General features: G+C 70.3%; 23 protein-coding genes. 20 read left to right on the top strand and 3 right to left on the bottom strand.

Annotation, left to right across the window (positions count from 1 at the left end):
* The first annotated feature begins 52 nt into the window (after positions 1-52).
* The 3 genes from G6G98_RS10760 (at position 53) to G6G98_RS10750 (ending at position 3,624) form a co-directional block, all read left to right on the top strand.
* On the top strand, positions 53-1,177 hold the full coding sequence (locus G6G98_RS10760) for a thiamine pyrophosphate-dependent dehydrogenase E1 component subunit alpha (RefSeq protein WP_164234578.1): 1,125 nt from the start codon (positions 53-55) through the stop codon (positions 1,175-1,177).
* Positions 1,178-1,179: 2 nt separating this feature from the next.
* On the top strand, positions 1,180-2,160 hold the full coding sequence (locus G6G98_RS10755; protein WP_164234579.1) for an alpha-ketoacid dehydrogenase subunit beta: 981 nt from the start codon (positions 1,180-1,182) through the stop codon (positions 2,158-2,160).
* 120 nt (positions 2,161-2,280) lie between these two features.
* Positions 2,281-3,624 (top strand): dihydrolipoamide acetyltransferase family protein, encoded by a 1,344-nt coding sequence (locus tag G6G98_RS10750; RefSeq protein WP_067348189.1) that lies wholly within the window; start codon positions 2,281-2,283, stop codon positions 3,622-3,624.
* Between the two features lie 19 nt (positions 3,625-3,643).
* On the opposite strand, the gene G6G98_RS10745 is transcribed toward G6G98_RS10750, so the two are convergent.
* On the bottom strand, positions 3,644-4,864 hold the full coding sequence (locus G6G98_RS10745; RefSeq protein ID WP_164234580.1) for an ROK family protein: 1,221 nt from the start codon (positions 4,862-4,864) through the stop codon (positions 3,644-3,646).
* Positions 4,865-4,966: 102 nt separating this feature from the next.
* On the opposite strand from G6G98_RS10745, the gene G6G98_RS10740 reads away from it, so the two are divergent.
* The 7 genes from G6G98_RS10740 to G6G98_RS10710 all read left to right on the top strand — a co-directional run bounded on the left by G6G98_RS10740 (position 4,967) and on the right by G6G98_RS10710 (position 12,639).
* A complete protein-coding gene (locus tag G6G98_RS10740) occupies positions 4,967-6,268 on the top strand; it encodes an ABC transporter substrate-binding protein (protein WP_243842090.1) in 1,302 nt (433 codons plus the stop codon).
* Positions 6,265-7,176, top strand: a complete 912-nt coding sequence (locus G6G98_RS10735) for a carbohydrate ABC transporter permease (RefSeq protein ID WP_067348167.1) — start codon at positions 6,265-6,267, stop codon at positions 7,174-7,176. Before G6G98_RS10740 ends, G6G98_RS10735 begins: the two co-directional genes overlap by 4 nt.
* Positions 7,176-8,054 (top strand): carbohydrate ABC transporter permease, encoded by an 879-nt coding sequence (locus G6G98_RS10730; RefSeq protein ID WP_164234582.1) that lies wholly within the window; start codon positions 7,176-7,178, stop codon positions 8,052-8,054. Before G6G98_RS10735 ends, G6G98_RS10730 begins: the two co-directional genes overlap by 1 nt.
* Before the next feature lie 64 nt (positions 8,055-8,118).
* Complete coding sequence (locus tag G6G98_RS10725; protein ID WP_164234583.1) at positions 8,119-9,801, top strand: glycoside hydrolase family 13 protein; 1,683 nt, start codon at positions 8,119-8,121, stop codon at positions 9,799-9,801.
* Positions 9,802-9,962: 161 nt separating this feature from the next.
* Positions 9,963-10,964 carry a metal ABC transporter solute-binding protein, Zn/Mn family gene (locus G6G98_RS10720; protein WP_164234584.1) on the top strand — a complete coding sequence of 334 codons (1,002 nt, stop codon included), beginning with the start codon at positions 9,963-9,965 and terminating at the stop codon, positions 10,962-10,964.
* The gene (locus G6G98_RS10715; protein WP_164234585.1) at positions 10,961-11,800 is read left to right on the top strand and encodes a metal ABC transporter ATP-binding protein; all 840 of its coding nucleotides are present in this window, start codon (positions 10,961-10,963) and stop codon (positions 11,798-11,800) included. Before G6G98_RS10720 ends, G6G98_RS10715 begins: the two co-directional genes overlap by 4 nt.
* Positions 11,797-12,639, top strand: coding sequence for a metal ABC transporter permease (locus tag G6G98_RS10710; RefSeq protein WP_067348150.1), 843 nt, complete (start codon positions 11,797-11,799; stop codon positions 12,637-12,639). Before G6G98_RS10715 ends, G6G98_RS10710 begins: the two co-directional genes overlap by 4 nt.
* 115 nt (positions 12,640-12,754) lie before the next feature.
* Here G6G98_RS10710 and G6G98_RS10705 read toward each other — a convergent pair whose 3' ends face one another.
* Positions 12,755-14,041 carry an ATP-binding protein gene (locus tag G6G98_RS10705; protein WP_067348148.1) on the bottom strand — a complete coding sequence of 429 codons (1,287 nt, stop codon included), beginning with the start codon at positions 14,039-14,041 and terminating at the stop codon, positions 12,755-12,757.
* Positions 14,042-14,260: 219 nt separating this feature from the next.
* Here G6G98_RS10705 and G6G98_RS10700 point away from each other — a divergent pair, with 219 nt between their 5' ends.
* From G6G98_RS10700 to rpsN, 8 genes are all read left to right on the top strand, one after another.
* On the top strand, positions 14,261-14,677 hold the full coding sequence (locus G6G98_RS10700; protein ID WP_067348146.1) for a Fur family transcriptional regulator: 417 nt from the start codon (positions 14,261-14,263) through the stop codon (positions 14,675-14,677).
* Positions 14,674-15,714, top strand: a complete 1,041-nt coding sequence (locus G6G98_RS10695; protein ID WP_067348140.1) for a permease — start codon at positions 14,674-14,676, stop codon at positions 15,712-15,714. Before G6G98_RS10700 ends, G6G98_RS10695 begins: the two co-directional genes overlap by 4 nt.
* Positions 15,707-16,486: a TIGR03943 family putative permease subunit gene (locus G6G98_RS10690; RefSeq protein ID WP_243842089.1), complete on the top strand. Its 780-nt coding sequence runs from the start codon at positions 15,707-15,709 to the stop codon at positions 16,484-16,486. The genes G6G98_RS10695 and G6G98_RS10690 overlap by 8 nt, the downstream gene beginning before the upstream one ends.
* On the top strand, positions 16,476-18,239 hold the full coding sequence (locus G6G98_RS10685; protein ID WP_164234586.1) for an Ig-like domain-containing protein: 1,764 nt from the start codon (positions 16,476-16,478) through the stop codon (positions 18,237-18,239). Before G6G98_RS10690 ends, G6G98_RS10685 begins: the two co-directional genes overlap by 11 nt.
* A 5-nt stretch (positions 18,240-18,244) precedes the next feature.
* Complete coding sequence (locus tag G6G98_RS10680; RefSeq protein ID WP_164234587.1) at positions 18,245-18,946, top strand: DNA-3-methyladenine glycosylase; 702 nt, start codon at positions 18,245-18,247, stop codon at positions 18,944-18,946.
* Positions 18,947-19,087: 141 nt separating this feature from the next.
* Positions 19,088-19,324 (top strand): 50S ribosomal protein L28, encoded by a 237-nt coding sequence (rpmB, locus tag G6G98_RS10675; protein WP_017203559.1) that lies wholly within the window; start codon positions 19,088-19,090, stop codon positions 19,322-19,324.
* Positions 19,324-19,494, top strand: a complete 171-nt coding sequence (gene rpmG, locus G6G98_RS10670) for a 50S ribosomal protein L33 (RefSeq protein ID WP_017203558.1) — start codon at positions 19,324-19,326, stop codon at positions 19,492-19,494. The genes rpmB and rpmG overlap by 1 nt, the downstream gene beginning before the upstream one ends.
* 3 nt (positions 19,495-19,497) lie before the next feature.
* Positions 19,498-19,803, top strand: a complete 306-nt coding sequence (gene rpsN / locus G6G98_RS10665; RefSeq protein WP_067348133.1) for a 30S ribosomal protein S14 — start codon at positions 19,498-19,500, stop codon at positions 19,801-19,803.
* A 211-nt stretch (positions 19,804-20,014) separates the two neighbouring features.
* Here rpsN and G6G98_RS10660 read toward each other — a convergent pair whose 3' ends face one another.
* Entirely contained in the window at positions 20,015-20,842 is an 828-nt protein-coding gene (locus tag G6G98_RS10660; RefSeq protein WP_164234588.1) for an alpha/beta hydrolase, read from the bottom strand.
* A gap of 150 nt (positions 20,843-20,992) precedes the next feature.
* Here G6G98_RS10660 and G6G98_RS10655 point away from each other — a divergent pair, with 150 nt between their 5' ends.
* Together G6G98_RS10655 and G6G98_RS10650 are read left to right on the top strand one after the other, a co-directional pair.
* Entirely contained in the window at positions 20,993-21,577 is a 585-nt protein-coding gene (locus G6G98_RS10655) for a TetR/AcrR family transcriptional regulator (RefSeq protein ID WP_164234589.1), read from the top strand.
* Between the two features lie 239 nt (positions 21,578-21,816).
* Positions 21,817-22,104 (top strand): HU family DNA-binding protein, encoded by a 288-nt coding sequence (locus tag G6G98_RS10650; RefSeq protein ID WP_067348124.1) that lies wholly within the window; start codon positions 21,817-21,819, stop codon positions 22,102-22,104.
* Positions 22,105-22,243 lie beyond the last annotated feature (139 nt).

Here is a 22,243-nt window from a genome sequence, read left to right as displayed (position 1 = left end):
GGGCGTCCTAGGTATGCGTGACCCGGCATGCGGGCGCGAGTAGCGTGGGACCGTGACCTCGCCTGAGACTGAACTCGTCCGCGTCCTGGATCAGGGCGGCCGCTTCGCACCGAGTCCCGCCGCCGAGCGGTACCTGCCGCTGATCGAGGCGATCGGCGACGCCGAGCTCGAGCAGTTCTACCGGGACATGGTCGTCATCCGCGCGATCGACACCCAGGCCACCAACCTGCAGCGCCAGGGACAGCTCGCCCTGTGGCCGCCGTCCCGCGGGCAGGAGGCGGCGCAGGTCGGCTCCGGGCGCGCCGCCCGCGCGCAGGACACGATCTTCCCCTCCTACCGCGAGCACGTGGTCACGCGCATCCGCGGCGTCGACCCGGTGGACATCATCAAGCTCATGCGGGGCGTCTCGCACGGCGGCTGGGATCCGGCGGACCCGAAGAACGGTAACACCCGCCTGTACACGCTCGTGCTCGGCTCGCAGACCCTGCACGCCGCCGGCTATGCGATGGGCCTCTCCTTCGACGGCCGCACCGGCACCGGCGACCCCGAGCGAGACGAGGCCGTCATCGTCTACTACGGCGACGGCGCCTCCAGCCAGGGCGACGTGCACGAGGCGATGGTCTTCGCCGCCAGCTACCAGGCGCCGACCGTGTTCTTCCTGCAGAACAACCACTGGGCGATCTCGGTCCCGGTGAGCACCCAGTCGCGGGTGCCGCTCGTCGAGCGCAGCGCCGGCTACGGCATCCCGAGCGTCCGCGTCGACGGCAATGACGTCCTCGCGAGCTATGCGGTCTCCCGCGTGGCCCTCGACGAGGCGCGTTCCGGTCTCGGCCCCCGCGCGATCGAGGCCGTGACCTACCGGCTCGGCGCGCACACCACCAGCGACGACCCGACCAAGTACCGCGGCTCCGAGGAGGAGCAGGCGTGGGCCGAGCGCGACCCGATCGTGCGCATGCGCGCGTTCCTCGCCGGCAAGGGAGCGTCGGACGCCTTCTTTGCCGGGGTTGATGCCGAGGCGGCGGATGCCGCGGAGGACCTTCGCGCCCGCACCGTGGAGCTCGGCCCGCCGAGCCCCGACCTGATCTTCGACCACGTGTACAGCGAGCCGCATCCGCTGATGGCCGAGCAGAAGGCGTGGCGTGCCGCCTACGAGGCGTCGTTCGAGGGAGGCAACTGATCATGGCTCTGGAGACGATGCCGCTCAGCAAGGCGATGAACGCAGGCCTGCGCAAGGCCATGGAGGACGACGACCGGGTCCTGCTCATGGGTGAGGACATCGGCAAGCTCGGCGGCGTGTTCCGCGTGACCGAGCACCTGCAGCGCGACTTCGGCGACCGCCGCGTGCTCGACACCCCGCTCGCCGAGTCGGGCATCGTCGGCACCGCGATCGGGCTCGCCATGGCCGGGTTCCGTCCCGTCATCGAGATCCAGTTCGACGGGTTCGTGTTCCCGGCATTCGACCAGATCACCACGCAGCTCGCGAAGCTCACGAACCGGCACGAGGGCAGGCTTTCCCTGCCGATCGTGATCCGCATCCCCTACGGCGGGCACATCGGCGCCGTCGAGCACCACCAGGAGAGCCCGGAGGCGTACTTCACGCACACCCCGGGCCTGCGTGTGGTGTCGCCGTCGACGCCGAACGACGCCTACTGGATGATCCAGGAGGCGATCGCCTCGAACGACCCCGTGATCTTCATGGAGCCGAAGAGCCGGTACTGGCAGAAGGGCGAGGTCGAGCTCGACGCGTCGGCCGTGCCGCTGCACGCCTCCCGGGTCGTGCGGACCGGCACCGACGTCACCCTCGTCGGTCACGGCGCGATCGTCACGACGCTGCTGCAGGCAGCAGCGCTCGCCGAGGCCGAGGGCACCAGCTGCGAGGTCGTCGACGTGCGCTCGCTGTCGCCGATCGACTACGAGCCGATCCTCGACTCGGTGCGCAAGACCGGACGCATGGTCTACGCGCAGGAGGCTCCCCAGTTCACCAGCCTCGGCAGCGAGGTCGCGGCGACCGTCATGGAGCGCGCCTTCTACGCCCTCGAGGCGCCGGTGCTGCGGGTGTCCGGTTACGACACCCCTTTCCCGCCCGCGAAGCTCGAGGGCGCGTACCTCCCGGATGCGGATCGCATCCTCGAGGCCGTCGACCGCTCGCTGGCCTACTGACAGTCGTTCCATGTTCACAACTCCTCGGACAACGCCGGATCTCGGCTCCGGATCCGCGATTCCGGCCCTTTCCGGTGCGTTCTTGAGGAGTTCTGAACGCCGTGCACGAGAGGATCAATCATGAGCACGCAGAACTTCAACCTCCCGGACGTCGGCGAGGGCCTCACCGAGGCTGAGATCGTGTCGTGGAAGGTCGCCCCCGGCGACACCGTCGCGATCAACGACGTGATCTGCGAGATCGAGACGGCCAAGTCGCTCGTCGAGCTGCCCTCACCGCACGCCGGCGTCGTCGGCGAGCTGCTCGCCGCCGAGGGCGCGACGGTCGAGGTCGGCACCCCGATCATCACCTTCGTCACGGATGCCGCCCCCGCGGCCCCGGCGGCGCCGGCCGCGCCCGCGGCAGAGGAGGCCGGAGGCTCGGTGCTCGTCGGCTACGGCACCGGGGGAGGGGCCACCTCCCGACGCAAGCGCCCGGCTGAGCGCCCGGTGCGCTCCTCGGTCGGCGTGATCGCGAAGCCGCCGATCCGCAAGCTGGCCCGCGACCTCGGCGTCGATCTCACGACCGTCACCCCCACCGGCGCCGACGGCGAGGTCACCCGCGACGACGTGATGAAGCACGCCTCGCAGGCGAGCGTGTTCCGCAACATCCAGACCCCCGAGTGGGGCGACGTCCGCGAGGAGACCGTGCCCGCGCCGCAGACCGCCCCGGTCGGCCTGGCCAGGGGCGTCGCGCCGGCGCCGGCATCCGCGGTGAACGACGACGGCCGCACCGAGTCGATCCCCGTGAAGGGTGTCCGCAAGGCGACCTCCTCGGCGATGGTGCAGAGCGCCTACTCCGCCCCGCACGTCACGGTGTGGAAGGAAGTCGACGCGAGCCGGACGATGGAGCTCGTGAAGCGCCTCAAGGCCGCGCCGGAGTACGCCGACATCCGTGTCTCGCCGCTGCTCATCATGGCCCGCGCCGTGATCTGGGCCGCCCGCCGCACGCCGATGGTGAACGCCGCCTGGGTCGAGACCGAGAACGGCCCCGAGATCGTCGTGCGCCACTACGTGAACCTCGGCATCGCCGCCGCGACTCCGCGGGGACTCCTCGTGCCGAACATCAAGGACGCGCAGGACCTCGGCATGAAGGACCTCGCCCGCGCGCTGAACCGCCTCACGCTCACCGCCCGGGAGGGCAAGACGAGCCCCGCCGACCAGCAGGGCGGCACCATCACGATCACGAACATCGGCGTCTTCGGCATGGATGCCGGCACCCCGATCATCAACCCCGGCGAGGCCGGCATCGTGGCCATGGGCACGATCAGCCAGAAGCCGTGGGTCGTCGACGGCGAGGTGCGCCCGCGCTGGGTGACCACCGTCGCCGGCTCCTTCGATCACCGTGTGATCGACGGCGACGGCATGAGCCGCTTCATCGCCGACGTGGCGTCGGTGCTGGAGGAGCCCGCGCTGCTCGTCGACTGACCGGAGCGGATGCCGCGGGCTACGCCCGCACCGCGAGCCGCTGCTCGGCCAGCAGCGGCACCGCGCGCTCCTGCGCCGCCCGCCGCGCGCTCGCCACGGCCCCGAGCGACACGACCTCCACGCCGAGCGAGGAGGCGATCAGGTCCGGCGCGGGCAGATGGAGCTGCTCGGGCAGCACGGCCCTGGCGGCGGCGAGGACGGGTTCGATGCTCTCGGCCATGGCGCCGCAGATGATCACGCGCGCGGGGTCGTACATGCTGCCCAGCACGCCGACGATCCGGGCGACGATCTCACCGAGCCGCCCGGTGACGAGCAGGGCGTCGGCGTCGCCGGCGGCGGCGAGGGCGAGCAGCTGGCGCGTGTCGATGCGGTCTGCGCCGACGAGCCGTCCCACCGGGCTGCCGGGGTCGACCTCGCCGGAGTCCACGGCTGCGAGCAGCTGGTGGTGCAGGCTCGGGCCGAGGCCGAAGGCCGAGCCGACGCCGATGATGTGGTCGAACACCACGCCCTCGCCGACGCCGCCGTGCGCGCCGTGCAGCAGGTGCCCGTCGACGACGACGCCGCCGCCGAAGCGCTCGCCGGCGAGCAGGGCCACGTAGTCGCGGCATCCGATCGCCGCTCCCTGCGAGCCCTCGGCGACGGCCGCGAGCAGGGCGTCGTTCTTGATCTCGACGACCGGCGCCCAGCCGCGCAGGGCCTCGGTGAGCCCCGGGTTCGTGCGCTCCCAGAAACCGTCGGGGTGCGGCGGGGAGCTGCCGGCGCGGTTCACCGGGGCGGCGACGCCGACGCAGATCGCGAGCACGTCGTCGCGGGTCCGGCCGGCCTCGGCGAGGGCCTCCTCGAGCCGCGCGAGGATGACGGCGCGGCGCTGCTCCGGCGTCTCATCCGGGTCGACCTCGGCGCGGTGCTGCACCAGGGTGGTCTCCAGCAGGTCGGCGACGGTGACGGCGAGGTGCGTGTCTCCGGCGTCGATGCCGACGACGACGCCGAGGTCCGGCGCCAGGGCGAAGCGCCGGGCAGGGCGGCCGGCGCGGTAGGCCCCGACGGCGCGCGCGTTCGGCAGCTCGCGCAGGATTCCGCCGCTGACCAAGGTGTCCACCGCGTCGATCGCCGTCGAGCGGGTGAGCGAGGTGGCGGCCATGACATCGGTGGCGGTGAATTCGCCTGCGGTCCAGGCGAAGTCGAGCACGGCGCCGACGCTCGCGCGCCCGGTGCCCAGGTCTGCGGAAACTTCTGCCACGGGTCTTGACCTCCCCTCTCCTCCAATGAGACAGTACCTCTTGACGAAGTAAATTCGCTCACTAGATTTAGTCAACGGATGTACAAACTCGGAAGGACGACGGTGTCTGTGAAATCCACACGCGCGATCCGGCTCGCCGCCGGCGCGACCGCGCTCGCCCTGCTCGGCACGGCGCTCGCCGGCTGCGCAGCCGGCGACGGGGCGGAGACCATCCGCTTCACGTTCAGCAAGCGCGAGGCGATCGAGTTCATGACCGATCTCGTCGCGCAGTACAACGCCTCCCAGGATGACGTGCACGTCGAGATCGACACCTCGGGCGTCGACGTGGTCTCGGCGAGCTTCGTCCGCGGCAACCCGCCGGACATCATGCTCGCCAACTACAACATGGAGGTCGCCCGCTTCGTGCAGCGGTGCACGCTCAGCGACCTCACCGGCACCGACGCCGCGGCATCCGTCCGCGAGGACCTGCAGCCGCTCATGGACCAGTACGGCTCCTGCGCGGGCCGGATCAGCGCCCTGCCGTACTCGGTTATGGCGTCCTCCGTGATCTACAACAAGGAGATCTTCGAGGCTCAGGGCCTCGAGGTGCCGACCACCTGGGACGAGCTCATCGCCGTCTGCGACCAGCTGCAGGCCGCCGGCATCACCCCGTTCTACGCCACGTTCAAGGACGACTGGACGATCGGGCAGGGCTGGTACGACTACTCCGTCGGCGGCTCGCTCGACGTCGTCGAGTTCTACGACGACCTCGCCGCGGAGGGCGCTGACGTCGGTCCCGACTCCGACGTCTCGTTCGAGAAGGACTTCGCAGCCCCGGTCGACCGGATGCTCGAGCTCACCGGGAACTACGTCAACGAGGATGCCGCCAGCCGCGGCTACGGCGACGGCAACCTCGCGTTCTCGAAGGGCGAGGCGGCGATGTACCTGCAGGGCCCGTGGGCCTTCAGCGAGATCGCGAAGACCGCCCCCGACCTCGAGCTCGGCACCTTCCCGCTGCCGATGACCGACGACGCCTCCGATCTCGCCGTGCGGGTCAACATGGACCTCGCGGCGATGATCCCGGAGGGCTCGCGGCACAAGGAGGCCGCCCGCGACTTCCTGGAGTTCCTCTACCTGCCGGAGAACATCGAGGCGTACAACGCGTCCCAGCTCGGCTTCACGCCGACGAAGGATGCCGCCGCCCCCGACGACCCGCGCATCGAGGGGATGATCGAGTACTACGACGCCGGCCAGGTGTACCAGGGCCCCTCCGTGCTCGTGCCCAAGACCATCCCGGTCTTCAACTACGCGCAGGCCATCGTGCTCGGCGCGGACCCGGCAGCGATGCTGCGCACCATGGACGCGGACTGGGCGCGACTCGCGTTCCGCGCCCCCGTTCCGACGACAGAGGAGTCCGGAGAATGAGCACCACGACGACCATCGTCACCCGTGGCGACCGCACGGCCCGGCGCAGCACGAAGCGCGTGGAGCCGATCTACTACCTGTTCCTCATCCCGACGGTGATCCTGTTCACGCTGGCGATCACGCTGCCCGGGGTGATGGGCATCTTCTTCAGCTTCACCGACTCGATCGGCATCGGCGAGTGGAGCTTCAACGGCCTCACCAACTACATCGCGATCTTCAGCGACCCGGCCATCCTGCAGAGCTACCTGTTCACGTTCGGCTTCTCGATCGCCACGGTGATCGTCGTCAACGTGATCGCGTTCCTGCTGGCGGTCGGCCTGACCTCCCGCATCCGCTTCAAGACCGGGCTGCGGACGATCTTCGTGATCCCGATGGTGATCTCCGGCATCATCATCGCCTACGTCTTCAACTTCCTGTTCTCGAACTCGCTGCCCGCAGCGGGTGCCGCCACCGGCATCCCGTGGCTGGAGACGAGCCTGCTCGCCAACCCCGACCTCGCCTGGATCGCGATCGTCATCGTCACCGCGTGGCAGGCGATCCCCGGCACGCTGCTCATCTACATCGCGGGCCTCCTGTCGGTGCCGGGCGACGTGTACGAGGCCGCCGACATCGACGGCGCCAACAAGGTGCAGCAGCTCACCCGCATCACCATCCCCCTGGTTGCGGGCTACGTCGTGATCAACGTCATCCTCGGGTTCAAGGGCTTCCTGAACGCCTACGACATCATCGTCGGCCTCACCAACGGCGGCCCCGGCACCTCCACCCGCAGCATCGCGATGACCGTGATCGCGGGCTTCAACGGCGGCGACTACGCCTACCAGATGGCCAACGCGACGATCTTCTTCATCGTCGCCATCCTCATCTCCGTCCTGCAGCTCTCGCTGACCCGCGGAAGGAACGCGCTCTGATGTCCACGCAGACCCTCACCACCGTCACGGCATCCGGCCGCAAGCCCCGCATCAAGATGGAGCGGGTGAACTGGTCGGGCACGATCATCCTCATCCTGTGCGCCGTCACCGTGCTGCTGCCGCTCTACGTCACCATCTCGATGGCGTTCAAGACGCAGAGCCAGGCCGTCGACGGCAACGCCTTCTCCTTCCCCGCGCCGTTCAGCATCGAGGGCTTCATCGAGGCGTGGAACCTCACGAAGTTCCCCGTCGGCGCCGGCATCTCGCTGCTCGTCACGGCCGGCACCGTGATCGCGACGATCGTGCTCGCTGCGTTCGCCTCCTACGCGATCGTGCGGAACTGGGACAGGAAGCTCTTCCGCTACTCGTTCTTCTACCTGCTCGCGGCGATGTTCATCCCGTTCCCCGTCGTGGCGCTGCCGCAGATCCAGCTCACCGGCCGGGTGGGCCTGGACAACCCGTTCGGCGTGATCATCCTCGCCACGATGTTCCAGCTGAGCTTCAGCGTGCTGCTGTTCACCGCGTTCCTGCGGTCGATCCCGCTGGAGCTCGAGGAGAGCGCGCGCATCGACGGGGCGTCGACCTGGCAGACGTTCTGGCACATGATCTTCCCGCTGCTCGCGCCGATGAGCGCCACGGTCGGCATCTTCGCCTTCCTCTACGCGTGGAACGACTTCATGATGCCGTCGCTGATCATCTCCGACCCGGCGCTGCAGACCCTGCCGGTGCGGCAGAACCTGTTCCAGACTCAGTTCAGCAACAACTACCACGTGTCCTTCGCGTCGTACCTCATGGCGATGGCGCCCGCGATCGTGGCCTACCTGTTCACGCAGCGCTGGGTCATGGAAGGCGTCACCCAGGGCGCTGTCAAGGGCTGACCGGATCGCCGTCCGGATCACCGACAATCAACGAACCCGCAAGAAAGAAGGAGCTTCACCCCTCATGACCGACGCGCTTCTCGTCGAGACCCCCACGACAGACGCCACCTGGTGGCGGCAGGCCGCCGTCTACCAGATCTATCCGCGGAGCTTCGCCGATGCGAACGGCGACGGCATCGGCGACATCCCCGGCATCCTGTCCCGCGTCGACTACCTCGCGGACCTCGGCATCGACGCGGTGTGGCTGAGCCCGTTCTACCCGTCGGCCCTCGCGGACGGCGGGTACGACGTGGCCGACTACCGGAACGTCGACCCGCGGCTGGGCACCCTGGAGGACTTCGACGCCATGGTCGCCGCCCTCCACACCCGCGGCATCAAGGTCGTCGTCGACATCGTCCCGAACCACACCTCCGACCTGCACGAGTGGTTCCAGGAGGCGCTGGCCGCCGGGCGCGGCTCGGCGGCCCGCGACCGCTACATCTTCCGCGAGGGCCGGGGCGAGAACGGCGAGGAGCCGCCGACGGACTGGGAGTCGGTCTTCGGCGGGCCGGCGTGGGAGCGGGTCGAGGACGGCCAGTGGTACTTCCACAACTTCGCCGTCGAGCAGCCCGACCTGAACTGGGACAACCCCGAGGTGCACGAGGACTTCCTGAAGACGCTGCGGTTCTGGTCGGACCGCGGGGTCGACGGCTTCCGCATCGACGTGGCGCACATGCTCACCAAGGACCTCACCGACCCGCTGCCCAGCCGCGCCGAGCTCGAGCGCCTCCCGCAGGACGGCAAGCATCCGCTGATCGACCGCGACGACGTGCACGAGATCTACGCCGAGTGGCGCAAGGTCTTCAACGAGTACCAGCCGCCGCGCACCGCCGTGGCGGAGGCGTGGGTCAAGACACCGGAGCGCCGCGCCCGCTACGCCTCGGCGGAAGGGCTCGGCCAGGCGTTCAACTTCGATCTGCTCATCGCCGACTTCGACGCCACGCAGTTCCGCACCGTCATCACGGAGAACCTCGCCCAGTCGAAGCTGAGCGGCTCGTCCACGACGTGGGTGCTGTCGAACCACGACGTCACGCGGCACGCCACCCGGTACGGTCTGCCGCCGCTGAACGGGAGCCTGGTCAAGCAGGGCACCGAGTGGGTCGAGGCGGGCGGACCCGAGGAGGGGATCGACCGCGCGCAGGGCCTGCGCCGTGCGCACGCCGCGACGCTCCTGATGCTGGGCCTCCCCGGCAGCTCGTACCTCTACCAGGGCGAGGAGCTCGGCCTGCACGAGGTGGCCGAGATCGCGCCGGAGCAGCGGCAGGACCCCGGGTTCTTCCGCGGCTCCGAGTACGACCGGCTCGGCCGCGACGGATGCCGTGTGCCGCTGCCGTGGACCGCCGACGGGGAGTCCTTCGGGTTCGGCGCCGGCGGCGCGCACCTGCCGCAGCCGGCCTGGTTCGCGGCGCACGCCGCCGAGGTCGAGGCCGCCGACCCGGCATCCACCCTGTCGCTCTACCGCCAGGCGCTGCGGCTGCGGCACCGGCTGCAGTCCGAGGAGGAGCTGGAGTGGATCGAGACCGGCCGGCCCGACGTGCTGCGCTTCGCCCGCCCGAACGGCTGGCAGATCGTGACCAACTTCGGCGCGGAGCCGTTCGACCTGGGGGCGGACGCCGAGGGTGTCGTGCTCTCGAACCTGGAGATCACCGGTGGCGCGCTGCCCGGCGACGCCACCGCGTGGATCGCTCCGGCGGGGCTCGTCGACTGACCCGCGACCGCCCCTGACAGCTGCAGGGCGAATGGACGGATGCAGGTCCGGAACCCGGTTCCGGACCTGCATCCGTCATTCTGCGCCTGCACTTGTGCGCGGGCCGGCGCAGGCGAGGCGCTCATTTGATAATGGTTCTCATTAGCGATTAGAGTGGAGGCATGCACAAGCCCGTCGCCGCTCTCGCCCTCACCTCCGCCGCCGCCCTCGTCCTCGCCGGATGCGCCGGCACCCCCGCGGCCGAGAGCGCGAGCGACGGCATCACCGTCGTCGCCTCGACCAACGTCTACGGCTCCATCGCCGCGCAGATCGGCGGCGACCGGGTCGAGGTCACCTCGCTCATCGAGAACGTCGCGCAGGATCCGCACTCCTACGAGGCCAGCGCCCGCGACCGCCTCACCGTCAAGAACGCCGACCTCGTCATCGAGAACGGCGGCGGCTACGACTCGTTCATCGACACCCTCCTGCAGGATGCCGACGACCCGGCGGTCGTCACCGCGGTCGAGTTCTCGCACGACTTCCCCGGCAACGAGGGTCACGAGGCGGAGGAGGAGCACGCCGAGCACGCCGACGAGACCGAGCACGAGGAGGAGCACGCCGAGGAGGGTCACGACCACGAAGGTCATGACCACATCGAGGGCTTCAACGAGCACGTCTGGTTCGACCCGCACACCATGGTGCACGTCGTCGAGGCGATCGCGGACGAGCTCGCCGAGCTCGACCCCGAGGGCAAGGCCGGCTTCGAGGCCGCCGCCGCCGACCTCGTCACGGAGCTCGAGGGCTTCGAGGCCGACCTGGAGACCCTGAAGACGGATGCAGCCGGCGCGAGCGTCTTCATGACCGAGCCGCTGCCCGGCTACCTCGCCGCGGCAGCCGGACTCACCGACGTCACGCCGGAGGGCTTCGCGGAGTCCGTCGAGGAGGGGTCGGACGTGTCTCCGGCCACCCTGCTCGCCGCGCTCGACGTGATCGAGGCCGGAGACGTGCGCGCCGTGCTCACGAACGCGCAGACCGGCGGGGCAGAGACCGAGCGCGTGGAGGAGGCGGCGAAGGCCGCCGGCATCCCCGTCGTGGCATTCACGGAGCTGCTGGAGGACGGATCGTCGTACGCTGAGTGGATGCGTGACGGGATCCAGAGCCTCGCCGACGCCGTCACCTCGTGACCGGCGGGTCGGAGCGCGCCACCGCGCCCGTCCTCGAGATCAGCGGCGCCGCCCTCCAGCGCGGTGACCGCGAGCTGTGGTCCGGACTCGATCTGACGGTGCAGCCCGGCGAGTTCCTCGCCGTGCTCGGTCCGTCCGGCTCCGGCAAGACCACGCTGCTGCGCAGCATCCTGGGACTGCAGCCGCTCTCCTCGGGGAGCATCCGCGTCGCCGGCGAGCCGGTGCGCCGGGGGAACCCGCGCATCGGCTACATCCCGCAGCAGCGGGCGATCCCGGCGGACACGAGCATGAGGGCGCGCGACCTCGTCGCCCTCGGCGTGCAGGGCAGCCGTTTCGGACTCCCGATCCCGCACCGCGGCGACCGGGCGAAGGTCGACCGGCTCCTCGAGTCCGTCGGCGCCGCGCACTACGCCGAGCGCCGGGTCGGGCTGCTCTCCGGTGGCGAGCAGCAGCGGCTCCGGGTGGGTCAGGCGCTCGCCGACGAGCCGTCGCTCCTGCTCTGCGACGAGCCGCTGTCGAACCTCGATCTCGCGAACCAGCACGCCGTGACCGACATCATCGACCGGCAGCGCCGCGAGCGCGACGCCGCGGTGCTGTTCGTGACCCACGACATCAACCCGATCCTCGGCCGCGTCGACCGCATCCTGTACATCGCCGGCGGACGGTTCCTGCTCGGCACCCCCGACGAGGTGCTGCAGACCCGGGTGCTCACCGAGCTGTACGGCACGCCGGTGTTCGTGCTCCGCGCCGGAGACCGCCTGGTCGTGGTCGGCGTGCCCGACGCCGAGCCGCACCACGTGCACGACGACGACCACAACCACGGAGGCACCGCATGAACTGGGGCGACATCTTCTCGTTCCAGGACTACGGCGAGCTGGTCGCCCTGCTGGCGAACTCCATCGTCGCCGGCGCCGTGCTGGGCATCGTCGGCGGGCTGATCGGCGTCTTCGTGATGCAGCGCGACCTCGCCTTCGCGGTGCACGGCGTCAGCGAGCTCTCGTTCGCGGGGGCCGCGGCCGCCCTGCTCTTCGGCGGCAGCGTGGTCTTCGGATCGCTCGGCGGGGCGCTCGTCGCCGCGATCCTCATCGGCCTCCTCGGCGCGAAGGCCCGAGACCGGAACTCGATCGTCGGCGTGCTGATGCCGTTCGGCCTCGGCCTCGGCATCCTGTTCCTCTCGCTCTACGACGGGCGCAGCGCGAACCGCTTCAGCCTGCTCACCGGGCAGATCGTCTCGGTGTCGAGCCCCGACCTCGGCTGGCTGATCGGCATCTGCGTCGTGGTGCTCGCAGGTCTCCTGCTGATGTGGAACCCGCTGCGGTTCGACTCCCTCGACCCGGAGTCGGCGGCCGCGCGGGGCGTGCCGACGCGGGCGGTGAGCCTGCTGTTCATGGTGCTGCTCGGTCTCATCGTCGCCGTGAGCGTGCACATCATCGGCGCGCTGCTGGTGATGGCGCTGCTCGTCACCCCGGCCGCCGCCGCGATGCGCGTGACGGCGGGCCCCGTCGCCGTGCCCGTGCTCGCGGCGCTGTTCGGGTTCACGGCAGCCGTGGGCGGCATCCTCCTCGCGCTCGCCGGCACGCTGCCGGTGAGCCCCTACATCACGACGCTCTCGTTCCTGATCTACGCCGTGTGCTGGGTGATCAGCTGGATCCGCGGCCGCGTGCGCCGCGCCTGACGTTCACAACTCCTCGCGAACGCCGCGCGAGGACGCGTCGTCCCGCGCGGTCACGCGGACCGAGCAGCGCCGGGCCGCGGGAATCGAGGAGTTGTGAACAGGACGCTCGCCCGGCTCAGACCCGGGCGAGCGCCTCGATGTCCTCGAGGAACTCGGCCGCGGTCTCCGGCGACACCGTCGTGCGGGTGCCGCCGATAGCCTCGAGGTAGTCCTCGGTCGTCGGGCCCGTGGCATCCGCGGCGTCGACGCCCGCGCCGAGGGCCTTCTCGAAGGCGCGCTGGGAGGCGCTGCGCGCGGCGAACTCGATGTCGGCGGGGGAGAAGCCGTCGGTGCGGTCGACGAGGACGTCGACGTCGACGTCATCCGCCACCAGCTCCGGGATGTAGCGGCGCCAGATCGACGCGCGCGCCGCGCGGTCGGGGAGGCCGATCGGGATGACGTAATCGAACCGGCCGTGCCGGAGGAACGCGCTGTCCAGCGCCCGGATGAAGTTCGTGGCGCACACGAGCAGGCGCCCGGGCTGCTCGCGGAACGCGGGGATGATCTTCAGCAGCTCGTTCGTGACGCCCTGCAGAGGGGACGGCGGCTCGCCCGACCGCTGTGCCGCGATCTCCTCCACCTCGTCGATGAAGACCACGGCGTGCTCGAGCTCGGAGATCTTCGTGAAGGTCTCGCGGAGGGCTCCGGCGAGTCCCTTGGGGTCGGCCGCCAGCCGCGAGGGGAAGACCTCGACGAACGACCACTCCAGCCGCGAGGCGATCGCCTTCGCGAAGGTCGTCTTGCCGGTGCCGGGAGGGCCGAAGAGCACCACGGCGCGCGGCGGCACGACGCCGAAGCTGTCGGCCAGGTCGGGCTCGGCGAGCGGCATCACGAGCCGCTGCTCGAGGATCTCCTTCTCGCGGCGCATGCCGGAGACCGCCTCCCACAGGCCCTGCGGCATGAGGCGGCCGCCGAGCTCGGCGAGCGACGTGAGCTCCTGGCGCTGCACCGGGATGCGGCGCTCGAAGTACTTGAGGTGGTGCTTGGACTCGAAGCCGCGCGCCTCGAAGGCCGCCAGCCGCGTCTCCTCCTCGGGCATCAGCGCGGAGAGCTTGGTCAGCCCGTACGGCTGCATGCTCTTCTCCAGGGCGGCGAGCAGGGCGGAGCCGATGCCGCGACCGCGCCAGCCGTCGTCGATCGCGAAGAAGACCACCCAGCCCTGGTCGTGTGCGCGCCGGCCGACCACCGCCGCGATGACCTCGTCGCCGTGCACCGCCACGATCGCGTGGTCCTTCTGGCAGGACGCGACGACCTCGCTGAGGTCGTAGACGGGCTCGGATCCCGAGCGCTTCAGGTTCTCCCAGAGGTGCAGGATGCCGCCCAGATCGTCGTTGTGGAACTCGCGCAGTCGCCAGCCGGTCATCAGGGCTCCCTCGGGTCGGATGCCGCAACGATACCGGCGGGTCGCCGGGTATCCCAGGACGGCCCGTAACACGACGATCCGCGGAGCCGATGACGATTCACGGGCGGACAGCGCCGGATCGGTCCGCTGATCGTCGCGGCATCCGCGGATCGTCGGCGCGGAGGACACCGGCCGGCGGCTCCCAGCCCGCGGACACCGGGGCCGCCTAGACTTCTGGGTATGGCTCAGCGGAACACCTGGCAGCGCGAACGCGTGCGCGAAGCGCTCGCCGACGCGCGCGGATTCGTGAGTGCGCAGAGCCTGCACGCGACCCTCCGCGACGACAACACCGGCATCGGCCTGGCGACGGTCTACCGCGCGCTCGCCGGCCTCGCGGCATCCGGCGACGCCGACTCGCTGCAGAGCCCTGAGGGCGAGGCGCTGTACCGCGCCTGCACCACCCAGGGCCACCATCACCACCTGATCTGCCGGAACTGCGGCCTGACGGTCGAGATCGAGGCCAAGGACGTCGAGCAGTGGGCGCATCGCACGGCTGCCCTGCACGGGTTCACGGATGCCGCGCACGTGGTCGACATCTTCGGGCTGTGCACGCCGTGCACCCGCCTGCGCGACGAGGAAGCGGCAGCGGGCGCGTGAGCACCTCCACCGCGACCCCGACCGGCCACGCGCACGCGCCCCGGGCGAGCCGGCCGCCGCGCTCGCCGTGGATCGGCGTCGGACTCGGCGTCGCGATCGTCGCCGCGCTGTTCCTCGTGGACCGCTTCCTGCCGTCGCTGTACGACGTGTCGCTGCCGAGCCGGGCGCAGGACGGCCTGACCCTCGCGCTCAGCGTGCTCATCGAGGCGCTGCCGTTCGTGATCCTCGGCGTGCTCCTGTCGATCGTCGTGCAGGTGTGGCTGCCCGCCGACGTCATCCACCGCTGGCTGCCGAAGCGCGCTTGGGCGCGCCGCGCGGTGCTCTCCCTGCTCGGGATGCTGATCCCGGTGTGCGAGTGCGGCAACGTGCCGTTCGCCCGCGGCCTCATGATGCGGGGTCTCGCGCCGGCCGAGGCGCTGACCTTCCTCATCGCGGCGCCGATCGTGAACCCGATCGTGATCCTCACGACGCATGCGGCGTTCGGGTTCGACGACGGCATCCTCGTCGCGCGGCTCGTCGGCGGCTACCTGATCGCGAACGTCATCGGCTGGATCTACAGCCGCCACCCCGCGCCCGACACCCTGCTCACGCAGCGCTTCGTCGACACCTGCGAGCGCGTCACGCACGAGCCGGGCACCCCGGTGCGCCGCAGCCTCACGCAGTTCCTCGTCGAGCTGCGCGCCGTGATGCCGGCGCTGGTCGTCGGCTCGGCGCTCGCCGGAGCGGTGCAGGTGCTCATCCCGCGCGACGTGCTGCTGGCGATCGGGTCGAACCCGGTGCTGTCCATCGTGACGATGATGGCGCTCGCGATGACCGTCGCGATCTGTTCCAACGTCGACGCGTTCTTCGCGCTCTCGTTCGCCTCGACGTTCTCCTCCGGAGCGCTCATCGCGTTCCTCCTCGTCGGACCGCTCGTCGACGTGAAGATGCTCGCGCTCATGCGCACGACCTTCACCACCCGCACCCTCGCCGGCATCGTCGGGGTCGTCGTGCTCGCCGCCTTCGCGATCGGGATCGGGGTGAACGTCTTTGTCTGAGCATGTCTCCTCACGCGCCAGGGCCCTGGGCTCCCGCTGGCTGGGCATCGGCCTCGCCGCGGTGATCGCCGTGGTCACGCTGGGCCTCGGGATGACCGGCAGGCTCACCCTCTACATCAGCCCGGAGTCGGTCTGGTTCGCGTGCGCCGCCGCGGTGGTCACCCTGGCCGGTGCGATCTGGTCGTTCGCCCTCCCGCTCGGTTCCGAGACGGAGCACGACCACGGGCACGACCACGGACACGATCATGCGCAGGATGCCGAGCCGTCGACGCGTCGCACGCTCGCGACCGCGGGAACGGTGGCCGGGGGCGTCGTCGCCTCCGGCGTGGTCGCCGCCGCCCTCCTGCTCCCGCCCGCTTCGCTGTCGGTCGAGCTCGCCATGTCGCGCGCAGGCGAGCAGACCGCCCTCTTCGCCGGCGCCGACGACATCACGCTGGGAGTCGCCGACACCTCGACCTTCGGCGTGGGCGACTGGGCGAGCGTCTTCGCCACGGCGACGAACCCCGCGGCGTACGACGGCAAGGACGTCACGCTCACCGGGTTCGTCACCCCGGCGGATGACGGGGTGAACCTCACGCGTCTGGTGATCACCCATTGCGTGATCGACGCGCAGACCGCCACCCTGCCCGTCACGATCGACGCCGGCGAGTTCGGCACCGGGCAGTGGGTGCAGGTGACCGGCACGGTGAAGGCGGATGCCGACGGCTCGCTGCACGTCGTGCCGGACTCGGTCGAGGCGATCGACGAGCCGGGGGACCCGTATGAGTACTGACGACGAGCGCCCCGAGGCACCCGCCGTCCCGCGCACCCGCGCGGAGATGCGCGCGGCCCGGGAAGCCGCGGAGCGCGGGGCGGCGGAGCGGGAGGCCGCCGCGGAGGACGCCGCGCCGATCGCACCCGAGAATGACGCGGTCAGCGCCGGGTCGTCGAGCGAGGAGCGCGACGCGGCGGGTCCAGCGCCCCGGCCGTTGAGCGAGGACGGCGGAGCCGACCGAGACGAAACGCCTCACGCTGCGCACGACTCCAGCGGCGAGCCGCCGACGTCGGCTCACGGCGTCTCGTCTCGCTTCGCTCGCTCGACGACCGAGGAGAAGGTGACGGCTCCGCAGGACGCACCCCAGTCCGCGGCGAAGCCCCGGCCGGCAGCACCGGCCGCCCCGCGCGACCGCCGCTTCCTCCTCGCGATCGGCGCGGTGCTCGGCATCCTCGTCCTGATCGGGGCGGGGCTCGGCGCGGTCAGCCTCACGCAGGGGCCGCGGATCACCGAGGTGCAGGTCGATCCGAAGCAGGCGATCGAGTCGAGCGGCAGCCGCGTCATCCTCACCGCGAACCAGTCGCTCGCCGAGATCGACGCGTCGCAGATCACCGTCGAGCCGGCCGTGCCGTTCACCGTCGACTCCTCGGGCCGCGGGGTCGGCATCCGCTTCACCGTCCCCCTCGACGACGACACGAAGTACACGGTGTCCGTCACCGGCGCCCAGGGCGCCGGCGGCGGACCCAGCGCCGACCTCACCACGAGCTTCCGCACGCCCGCATCCGAGATCTTCCTGCTGAACCGCGATGCCGAGGGCGACGACAAGATCTTCCGCACCGGCCTCTCCGGCGAGGGCGTCGCCGTCTTCGCGGCCGACCGGATCAACGACTTCCGGGCGACGTCGACGCGGCTCGTCGTGTCGATCGAGGAGGACGAGGGCTCGAAGCTCCTCGTGATGGACCGCGACGGCTCGAACCAGCGCGAGCTCGAGCTGCCGGGCGTCGGCTACGTCGGCGCGATCCAGGTCTCCGACCGTGGCGGCCTGGTCGGCTACAGCTACTCCGACAAGGAGCTCAGCGACACCGAGGGCCGCGCGAGCGTGCTCGTCACCCAGTCGCTCGACGGCGACGACGAGCCGCAGATCACCGAGGTCGGCGGCGAGGAGGCGAACATCTTCGTCTGGCAGTTCGTGCCCGACAGCGCCGCCGTGCTCTTCATCGACTTCGACGGGGCGCTCTCGCTCGTCGACCACTCGACGGACGCCGGCGTGCAGTCGCTCGGGCTGGCGACGACGATCCAGGGCATCAGCCGCGGCACCTACACCGCGGTCGTGGAGCGGCTCGACGGCACCGTGGTGGAGCTGAACCTCGCCGACGGCTCGGAGCAGCCGCTCGCGGCCTCCGACCCCGACTACGGCAAGGCGATCACGATCAGCCCGTTCCCTGGTGGCACGCTGCGCCACGTCGTCGCGCGCGATGCGAACGGCGTGCCCAGCGGGCAGGCGATCGTCAAGGTGGACGATGAAGGCACGGCGACCCCGCTCGTCGAGGTCGGTCCGGCCGACTCGATCCTGCAGGCCTGCGCCTCGCCCAGCGGGCAGTACGCCGCGGTGGTGATCGCCCCCTCGGTGATGGACAACCCCTACGACCGGATGCTGCTGCCGCTGCCGCAGAGGCTGGAGACGCACTTCCTCGACCTGGAGACCGGCGAGGAGATCGTGCCGCTCACCGGATTCGACGCCTCGTGGTGCCAGACGGCGCCCCAGTTCTGAGCGCCATGACGGATGCTCTGCGCCCGGCCGCCCGTGACGATCTGCGCGGACTTCCCGCCGAGGTCGCGCCGCGGCTGCTCGGCGGCGAGCTGAGGACCGTGCTCGGCGGCAGCGAGGTGAGGCTCCGCCTCACGGAGGTCGAGGCCTATCACGGGCACGGGACCGGTCCTGTGCCCGATCCCGGGTCGCATGCGCGGATGGGGCGCACCGCCCGCAACGCCACGATGTGGGGCGAGCCCGGGCACCTCTACGTGTACCTCAGTCACGGCATCCACTCCTGCGTCAACGTCGTGTGCGGACCGGACGGTCAGGCCGGCGGTGTGCTGCTGCGTGCGGGGGAGGTGCTGTCGGGGCTGGAGGCCGCCGCGTCCCGTCGCGGGCGGGCGCTGCCCCTGACGGCGGCCGAGCGCCGCGACCTCGCCCGGGGGCCGGGCCGATTCGGGCAGGCCTCGGGACTGCGGCATCCGCTCCACGACGGAGTCGACGCGATCACCGGCGCGGAATGGCACGGTGCGCGCGCGGAGCTGCTGCTGCGCGAGGAGCCCGTCGCCGACATCGCCACCGGGCCGCGCGTGGGGGTCGCCGGAGTGGCAGGCACGGACGCCTTCCCCTGGCGCTTCTGGATCGCCGGCGACCCGACCGTCTCGCCGTTCCGCTGGGGTCGCGGGGCACGCGAAGTGGCCGCCGCGGCATCCGTGCTAGACTGACTCTTTGTCTGCGCACACTCCTGTGCGCAGTTCGTGTGCTTCCCCCTTCCGCGGCCGAGGAATCGGCGGGTCGAGGGTTGCGCGCAGACAAGGGATCTTGGGTGAGGCCGTCCGGTCTCACGGTATAGAAGGAGTCACATCATGGCAGCAGTGTGCCAGGTGACCGGTGCTGTTCCCGGCTTCGGTCACAACGTCTCGCACTCGCACCGCCGGACGAAGCGCCGCTTCGACCCGAACGTGCAGAAGAAGACCTATTTCGTCCCCTCGCTCGGTCGTAAGATCACGCTCAACGTGTCCGCCAAGGGCATCAAGGTGATCGACGTCCGCGGCATCGAGAACGTGGTCAAGGACCTCCAGGCGAAGGGTGTGAAGCTCTAATGGCCAAGAAGGCACAGGACGTCCGTCCGATCATCAAGCTGCGTTCGACGGCAGGTACGGGTTACACGTACGTGACGAAGAAGAACCGCCGCAACACCCCCGACCGTCTCGTGCTCAAGAAGTACGACCCGGTCATCCGTCAGCACGTCGAATTCCGAGAGGAGCGTTGATCCATGGCTAAGAAGAGCAAGATCGCTCGCAACGAGCAGCGCAAGGCAGTCGTGGACCGCTACGCGGAGCGTCGTCTCGAGCTGAAGAAGACCCTGGTCGACCCGAACGCCACCGACGAGGCCCGCGAGGCCGCTCGCGTCGGCCTGCAGAAGCTGCCGCGCAACGCGTCGCCGGTCCGCCTGCGTTCGCGTGACGTCATCGACGGCCGCCCCCGCGGTGTCCTCACGAAGTTCGGCATCTCGCGTGTCCGCTTCCGTGACATGGCGCACCGTGGCGAGCTGCCCGGCGTGACCAAGTCGAGCTGGTAAGCATCGCTTTCTGAGAAGGGCGAGGATCCTCGGATCCTCGCCCTTTTCGCGTCCCCGGCATCCGCTGTTCCGCCGCATCCGCGCCTGTCCGTACACAGGCTCGGGAGGAGAACACGCGCTCGGGCTGAGGAATCTGCGGCGATCCTCAGCCCGAGCGCGTGTTCTCCTCCCGAACGGCGCGGGTGGGAGGCGAGCCGGAACCCGTCCGGCATCAGGCGACGGATGCCGTCGCGTGCGCCACCGCCCAGGTCAGGGCCTCGTCGGCGATCTCCTCCCAGCCGTCCTGGCTGACCAGGCGGTGCGTGCGGCCGGCGTACTCCTTGTACTCGACGATCGCGGGGCTTCCGGAGGAGCGGTACTTCTTCACGATCGCCTTGCCGATGGCCGGCGGCACGACGTGGTCGATCTCGCCGGTGATGACGAGCAGCGGGGCGCGGTCGGCGCGCGCGTAGTCCACGTGGGTCACGCCGCCCTTCTCGTTCAGCACCGAGCTCACGCCCTCGAAGAACACCCGGTTGTAGGAGTTCACGGCGTACTCCTCCCACAGGGCGTCGGATGCCGCGCGGCTGAGGTCGTTGCCGAAGGTGAAGTGGAAGTGCCGCTTCGACAGCGGCTTCGCGCCGTTGATGCCGAAGGGGTTCGAGAGGATCGGCGTGCCGGTCCACAGGGTCGAGAGGGGGAGCGTGGTGATGCCGGCGGTCTGCCCCGGCGCGACGCCGACGTAGGCGGCGCCGAGACCGCGGTCCGCGAGCATCTGCGTGATGACGCCGCCGAAGGAGTGGCCCATGATGATCGGCTTGACGGGGAGCTTCCTGATGATGCGCTCGTAGAGGTCCACGATCTTCTTCAGGCCGATGCCCTTGAGTGCGGACGGGTCGCGGCGGATGTCGGCGACGGAGCGGTCGTCGATGCCGGGCCAGCCGGGGACGATCACCTCGTGGCCCTGTGCGCGGAAGCGCTCTGCCCAGGTGTCCCAGCTCTTCGGCGTCATCCAGAGACCGTGGATGAGGACGATCGGGGTCTTCTCGGTGGTGTTCATCTCTTCTTCTCCTTGAATCGGTCCCGCCCTGTGCGGGTGGCGTATGCTGATAGTAGACCGAACGTTCTATCCACCGCAAGATATTCCCGGAAATCGAGAAGTCGGAGATCGGATGCCGTCGTTCGGATGCCACGATGGGGAAGGAACATCATGGAGACCAGCACACCGAAGCGCCCGAGCCCGGCTCGCACCCGCCTGATCGACACGGCCACGCGTCTCTTCTACGAGGAGGGCATCCACTCCGTGGGCGTCGACCGGATCATCGCGGAGGCGGAGGTGACGAGGGCCACGCTCTACAAGCAGTTCGGCGGCAAGGAGAACCTCGTCCTCGCGTACCTCCGCAATGAGGACGAGATCCTCCGGGGGATGTTCGCGGATGCCGGCGCGGCCGTGACCGACCCCTCGCTGCTGCTGGACGCCGTGATCGACGGCATCGCCGCCGACATCCGCCTGCGTCACACCCGCGGCTGCCCGTTCATCAACGCCGCCGCCGAGTACCCGGACGAGTCCGGCGCAGTGCGGCAGCTGATCGCCGAGCACCGGGAGTGGTTCCGTTCGACCCTCGAGCAGGTCGCCGCAGGCGCGGGCCTCGCCCGGCCCGCGGACGCTGCGGCGTCGCTGGTTCTGCTGCGCGACGCCGCCCTCGTCGGCGGCTACCTCGACGGCGAGGAGCGCGTCGCGCCCGCGTTCGAGCGCACCGCCCGGGCTGCGGTCGCCGGATTCCGCACCGCCTGACGCGCGCGGGCCCGACTCCCGCGGAATCACGCGGATCCCGGCGGGAACGCCCCGGAACAGCCCGAAAAGTGTGACTGGAGTGACGAAAGTGACACGACACGCCGCCCAAAACCCCAAAACCCGCGAAATGACGCGGAAATGCGGGTGGTCGTTGATACATTCAAGGCGGTCACTCGACCAGGGGCATCCGCTCCGACCAAAACGACAACGCGACGGGATCCTCGTCGCTGGAGGATGACATGGCTGACAAGTCCATCACCAAGACCGAGCTCGTCGCGAGCATCGCTTCCGCCACCGGCCAGAGCCAGGCCACCGTCTCCGGTGTCCTCGACGCACTGTTCGGCACTGTCTCCGACGCTGTCGCCAAGGGCAGCAAGGTCTCGATCCCGGGCTGGATCTCGTTCGAGCAGGTCGCGACCGCCGCCCGCACCGGCCGCAACCCGCAGACCGGCGCCGAGATCAAGATCCCGGCCGGCAAGCGCGTCAAGGTGACCGCCGGCTCCAAGCTCAAGGCCGCCGTCAAGTAAGACAGCTTCCTCACGAAGGCCGCCGCCCCTCGGGGCGGCGGCCTTCGTGCATTCTCCCCGCACGGCGCGCCTAGGCTGGAGGGGTGAACTCCCGCCTCGCCGCATCGGACCCGACGAGCTCGGCGTACCGTGCGAGCGG

Source organism: Microbacterium hydrocarbonoxydans (genome assembly GCF_011752045.1).
Taxonomy (GTDB): domain Bacteria; phylum Actinomycetota; class Actinomycetes; order Actinomycetales; family Microbacteriaceae; genus Microbacterium.
Note: the sequence above shows the minus strand (reverse complement) of the source record. Positions and strands in the feature narration are given on the sequence as shown.

Coding starts and splice junctions, on each gene's coding strand:
- G6G98_RS10755 (WP_164234579.1), top strand. CDS start 1,180: ATGGCTCTGGAGACGATGCCGCTCAGCAAGGCGATGAACGCAGGCCTG.
- G6G98_RS10750 (WP_067348189.1), top strand. CDS start 2,281: ATGAGCACGCAGAACTTCAACCTCCCGGACGTCGGCGAGGGCCTCACC.
- G6G98_RS10735 (WP_067348167.1), top strand. CDS start 6,265: ATGAGCACCACGACGACCATCGTCACCCGTGGCGACCGCACGGCCCGG.
- G6G98_RS10730 (WP_164234582.1), top strand. CDS start 7,176: ATGTCCACGCAGACCCTCACCACCGTCACGGCATCCGGCCGCAAGCCC.
- G6G98_RS10725 (WP_164234583.1), top strand. CDS start 8,119: ATGACCGACGCGCTTCTCGTCGAGACCCCCACGACAGACGCCACCTGG.
- G6G98_RS10720 (WP_164234584.1), top strand. CDS start 9,963: ATGCACAAGCCCGTCGCCGCTCTCGCCCTCACCTCCGCCGCCGCCCTC.
- G6G98_RS10710 (WP_067348150.1), top strand. CDS start 11,797: ATGAACTGGGGCGACATCTTCTCGTTCCAGGACTACGGCGAGCTGGTC.
- G6G98_RS10705 (WP_067348148.1), bottom strand. CDS start 14,041: ATGACCGGCTGGCGACTGCGCGAGTTCCACAACGACGATCTGGGCGGC.
- G6G98_RS10700 (WP_067348146.1), top strand. CDS start 14,261: ATGGCTCAGCGGAACACCTGGCAGCGCGAACGCGTGCGCGAAGCGCTC.
- G6G98_RS10685 (WP_164234586.1), top strand. CDS start 16,476: ATGAGTACTGACGACGAGCGCCCCGAGGCACCCGCCGTCCCGCGCACC.
- G6G98_RS10680 (WP_164234587.1), top strand. CDS start 18,245: ATGACGGATGCTCTGCGCCCGGCCGCCCGTGACGATCTGCGCGGACTT.
- rpmB (WP_017203559.1), top strand. CDS start 19,088: ATGGCAGCAGTGTGCCAGGTGACCGGTGCTGTTCCCGGCTTCGGTCAC.
- rpmG (WP_017203558.1), top strand. CDS start 19,324: ATGGCCAAGAAGGCACAGGACGTCCGTCCGATCATCAAGCTGCGTTCG.
- rpsN (WP_067348133.1), top strand. CDS start 19,498: ATGGCTAAGAAGAGCAAGATCGCTCGCAACGAGCAGCGCAAGGCAGTC.
- G6G98_RS10660 (WP_164234588.1), bottom strand. CDS start 20,842: ATGAACACCACCGAGAAGACCCCGATCGTCCTCATCCACGGTCTCTGG.
- G6G98_RS10655 (WP_164234589.1), top strand. CDS start 20,993: ATGGAGACCAGCACACCGAAGCGCCCGAGCCCGGCTCGCACCCGCCTG.
- G6G98_RS10650 (WP_067348124.1), top strand. CDS start 21,817: ATGGCTGACAAGTCCATCACCAAGACCGAGCTCGTCGCGAGCATCGCT.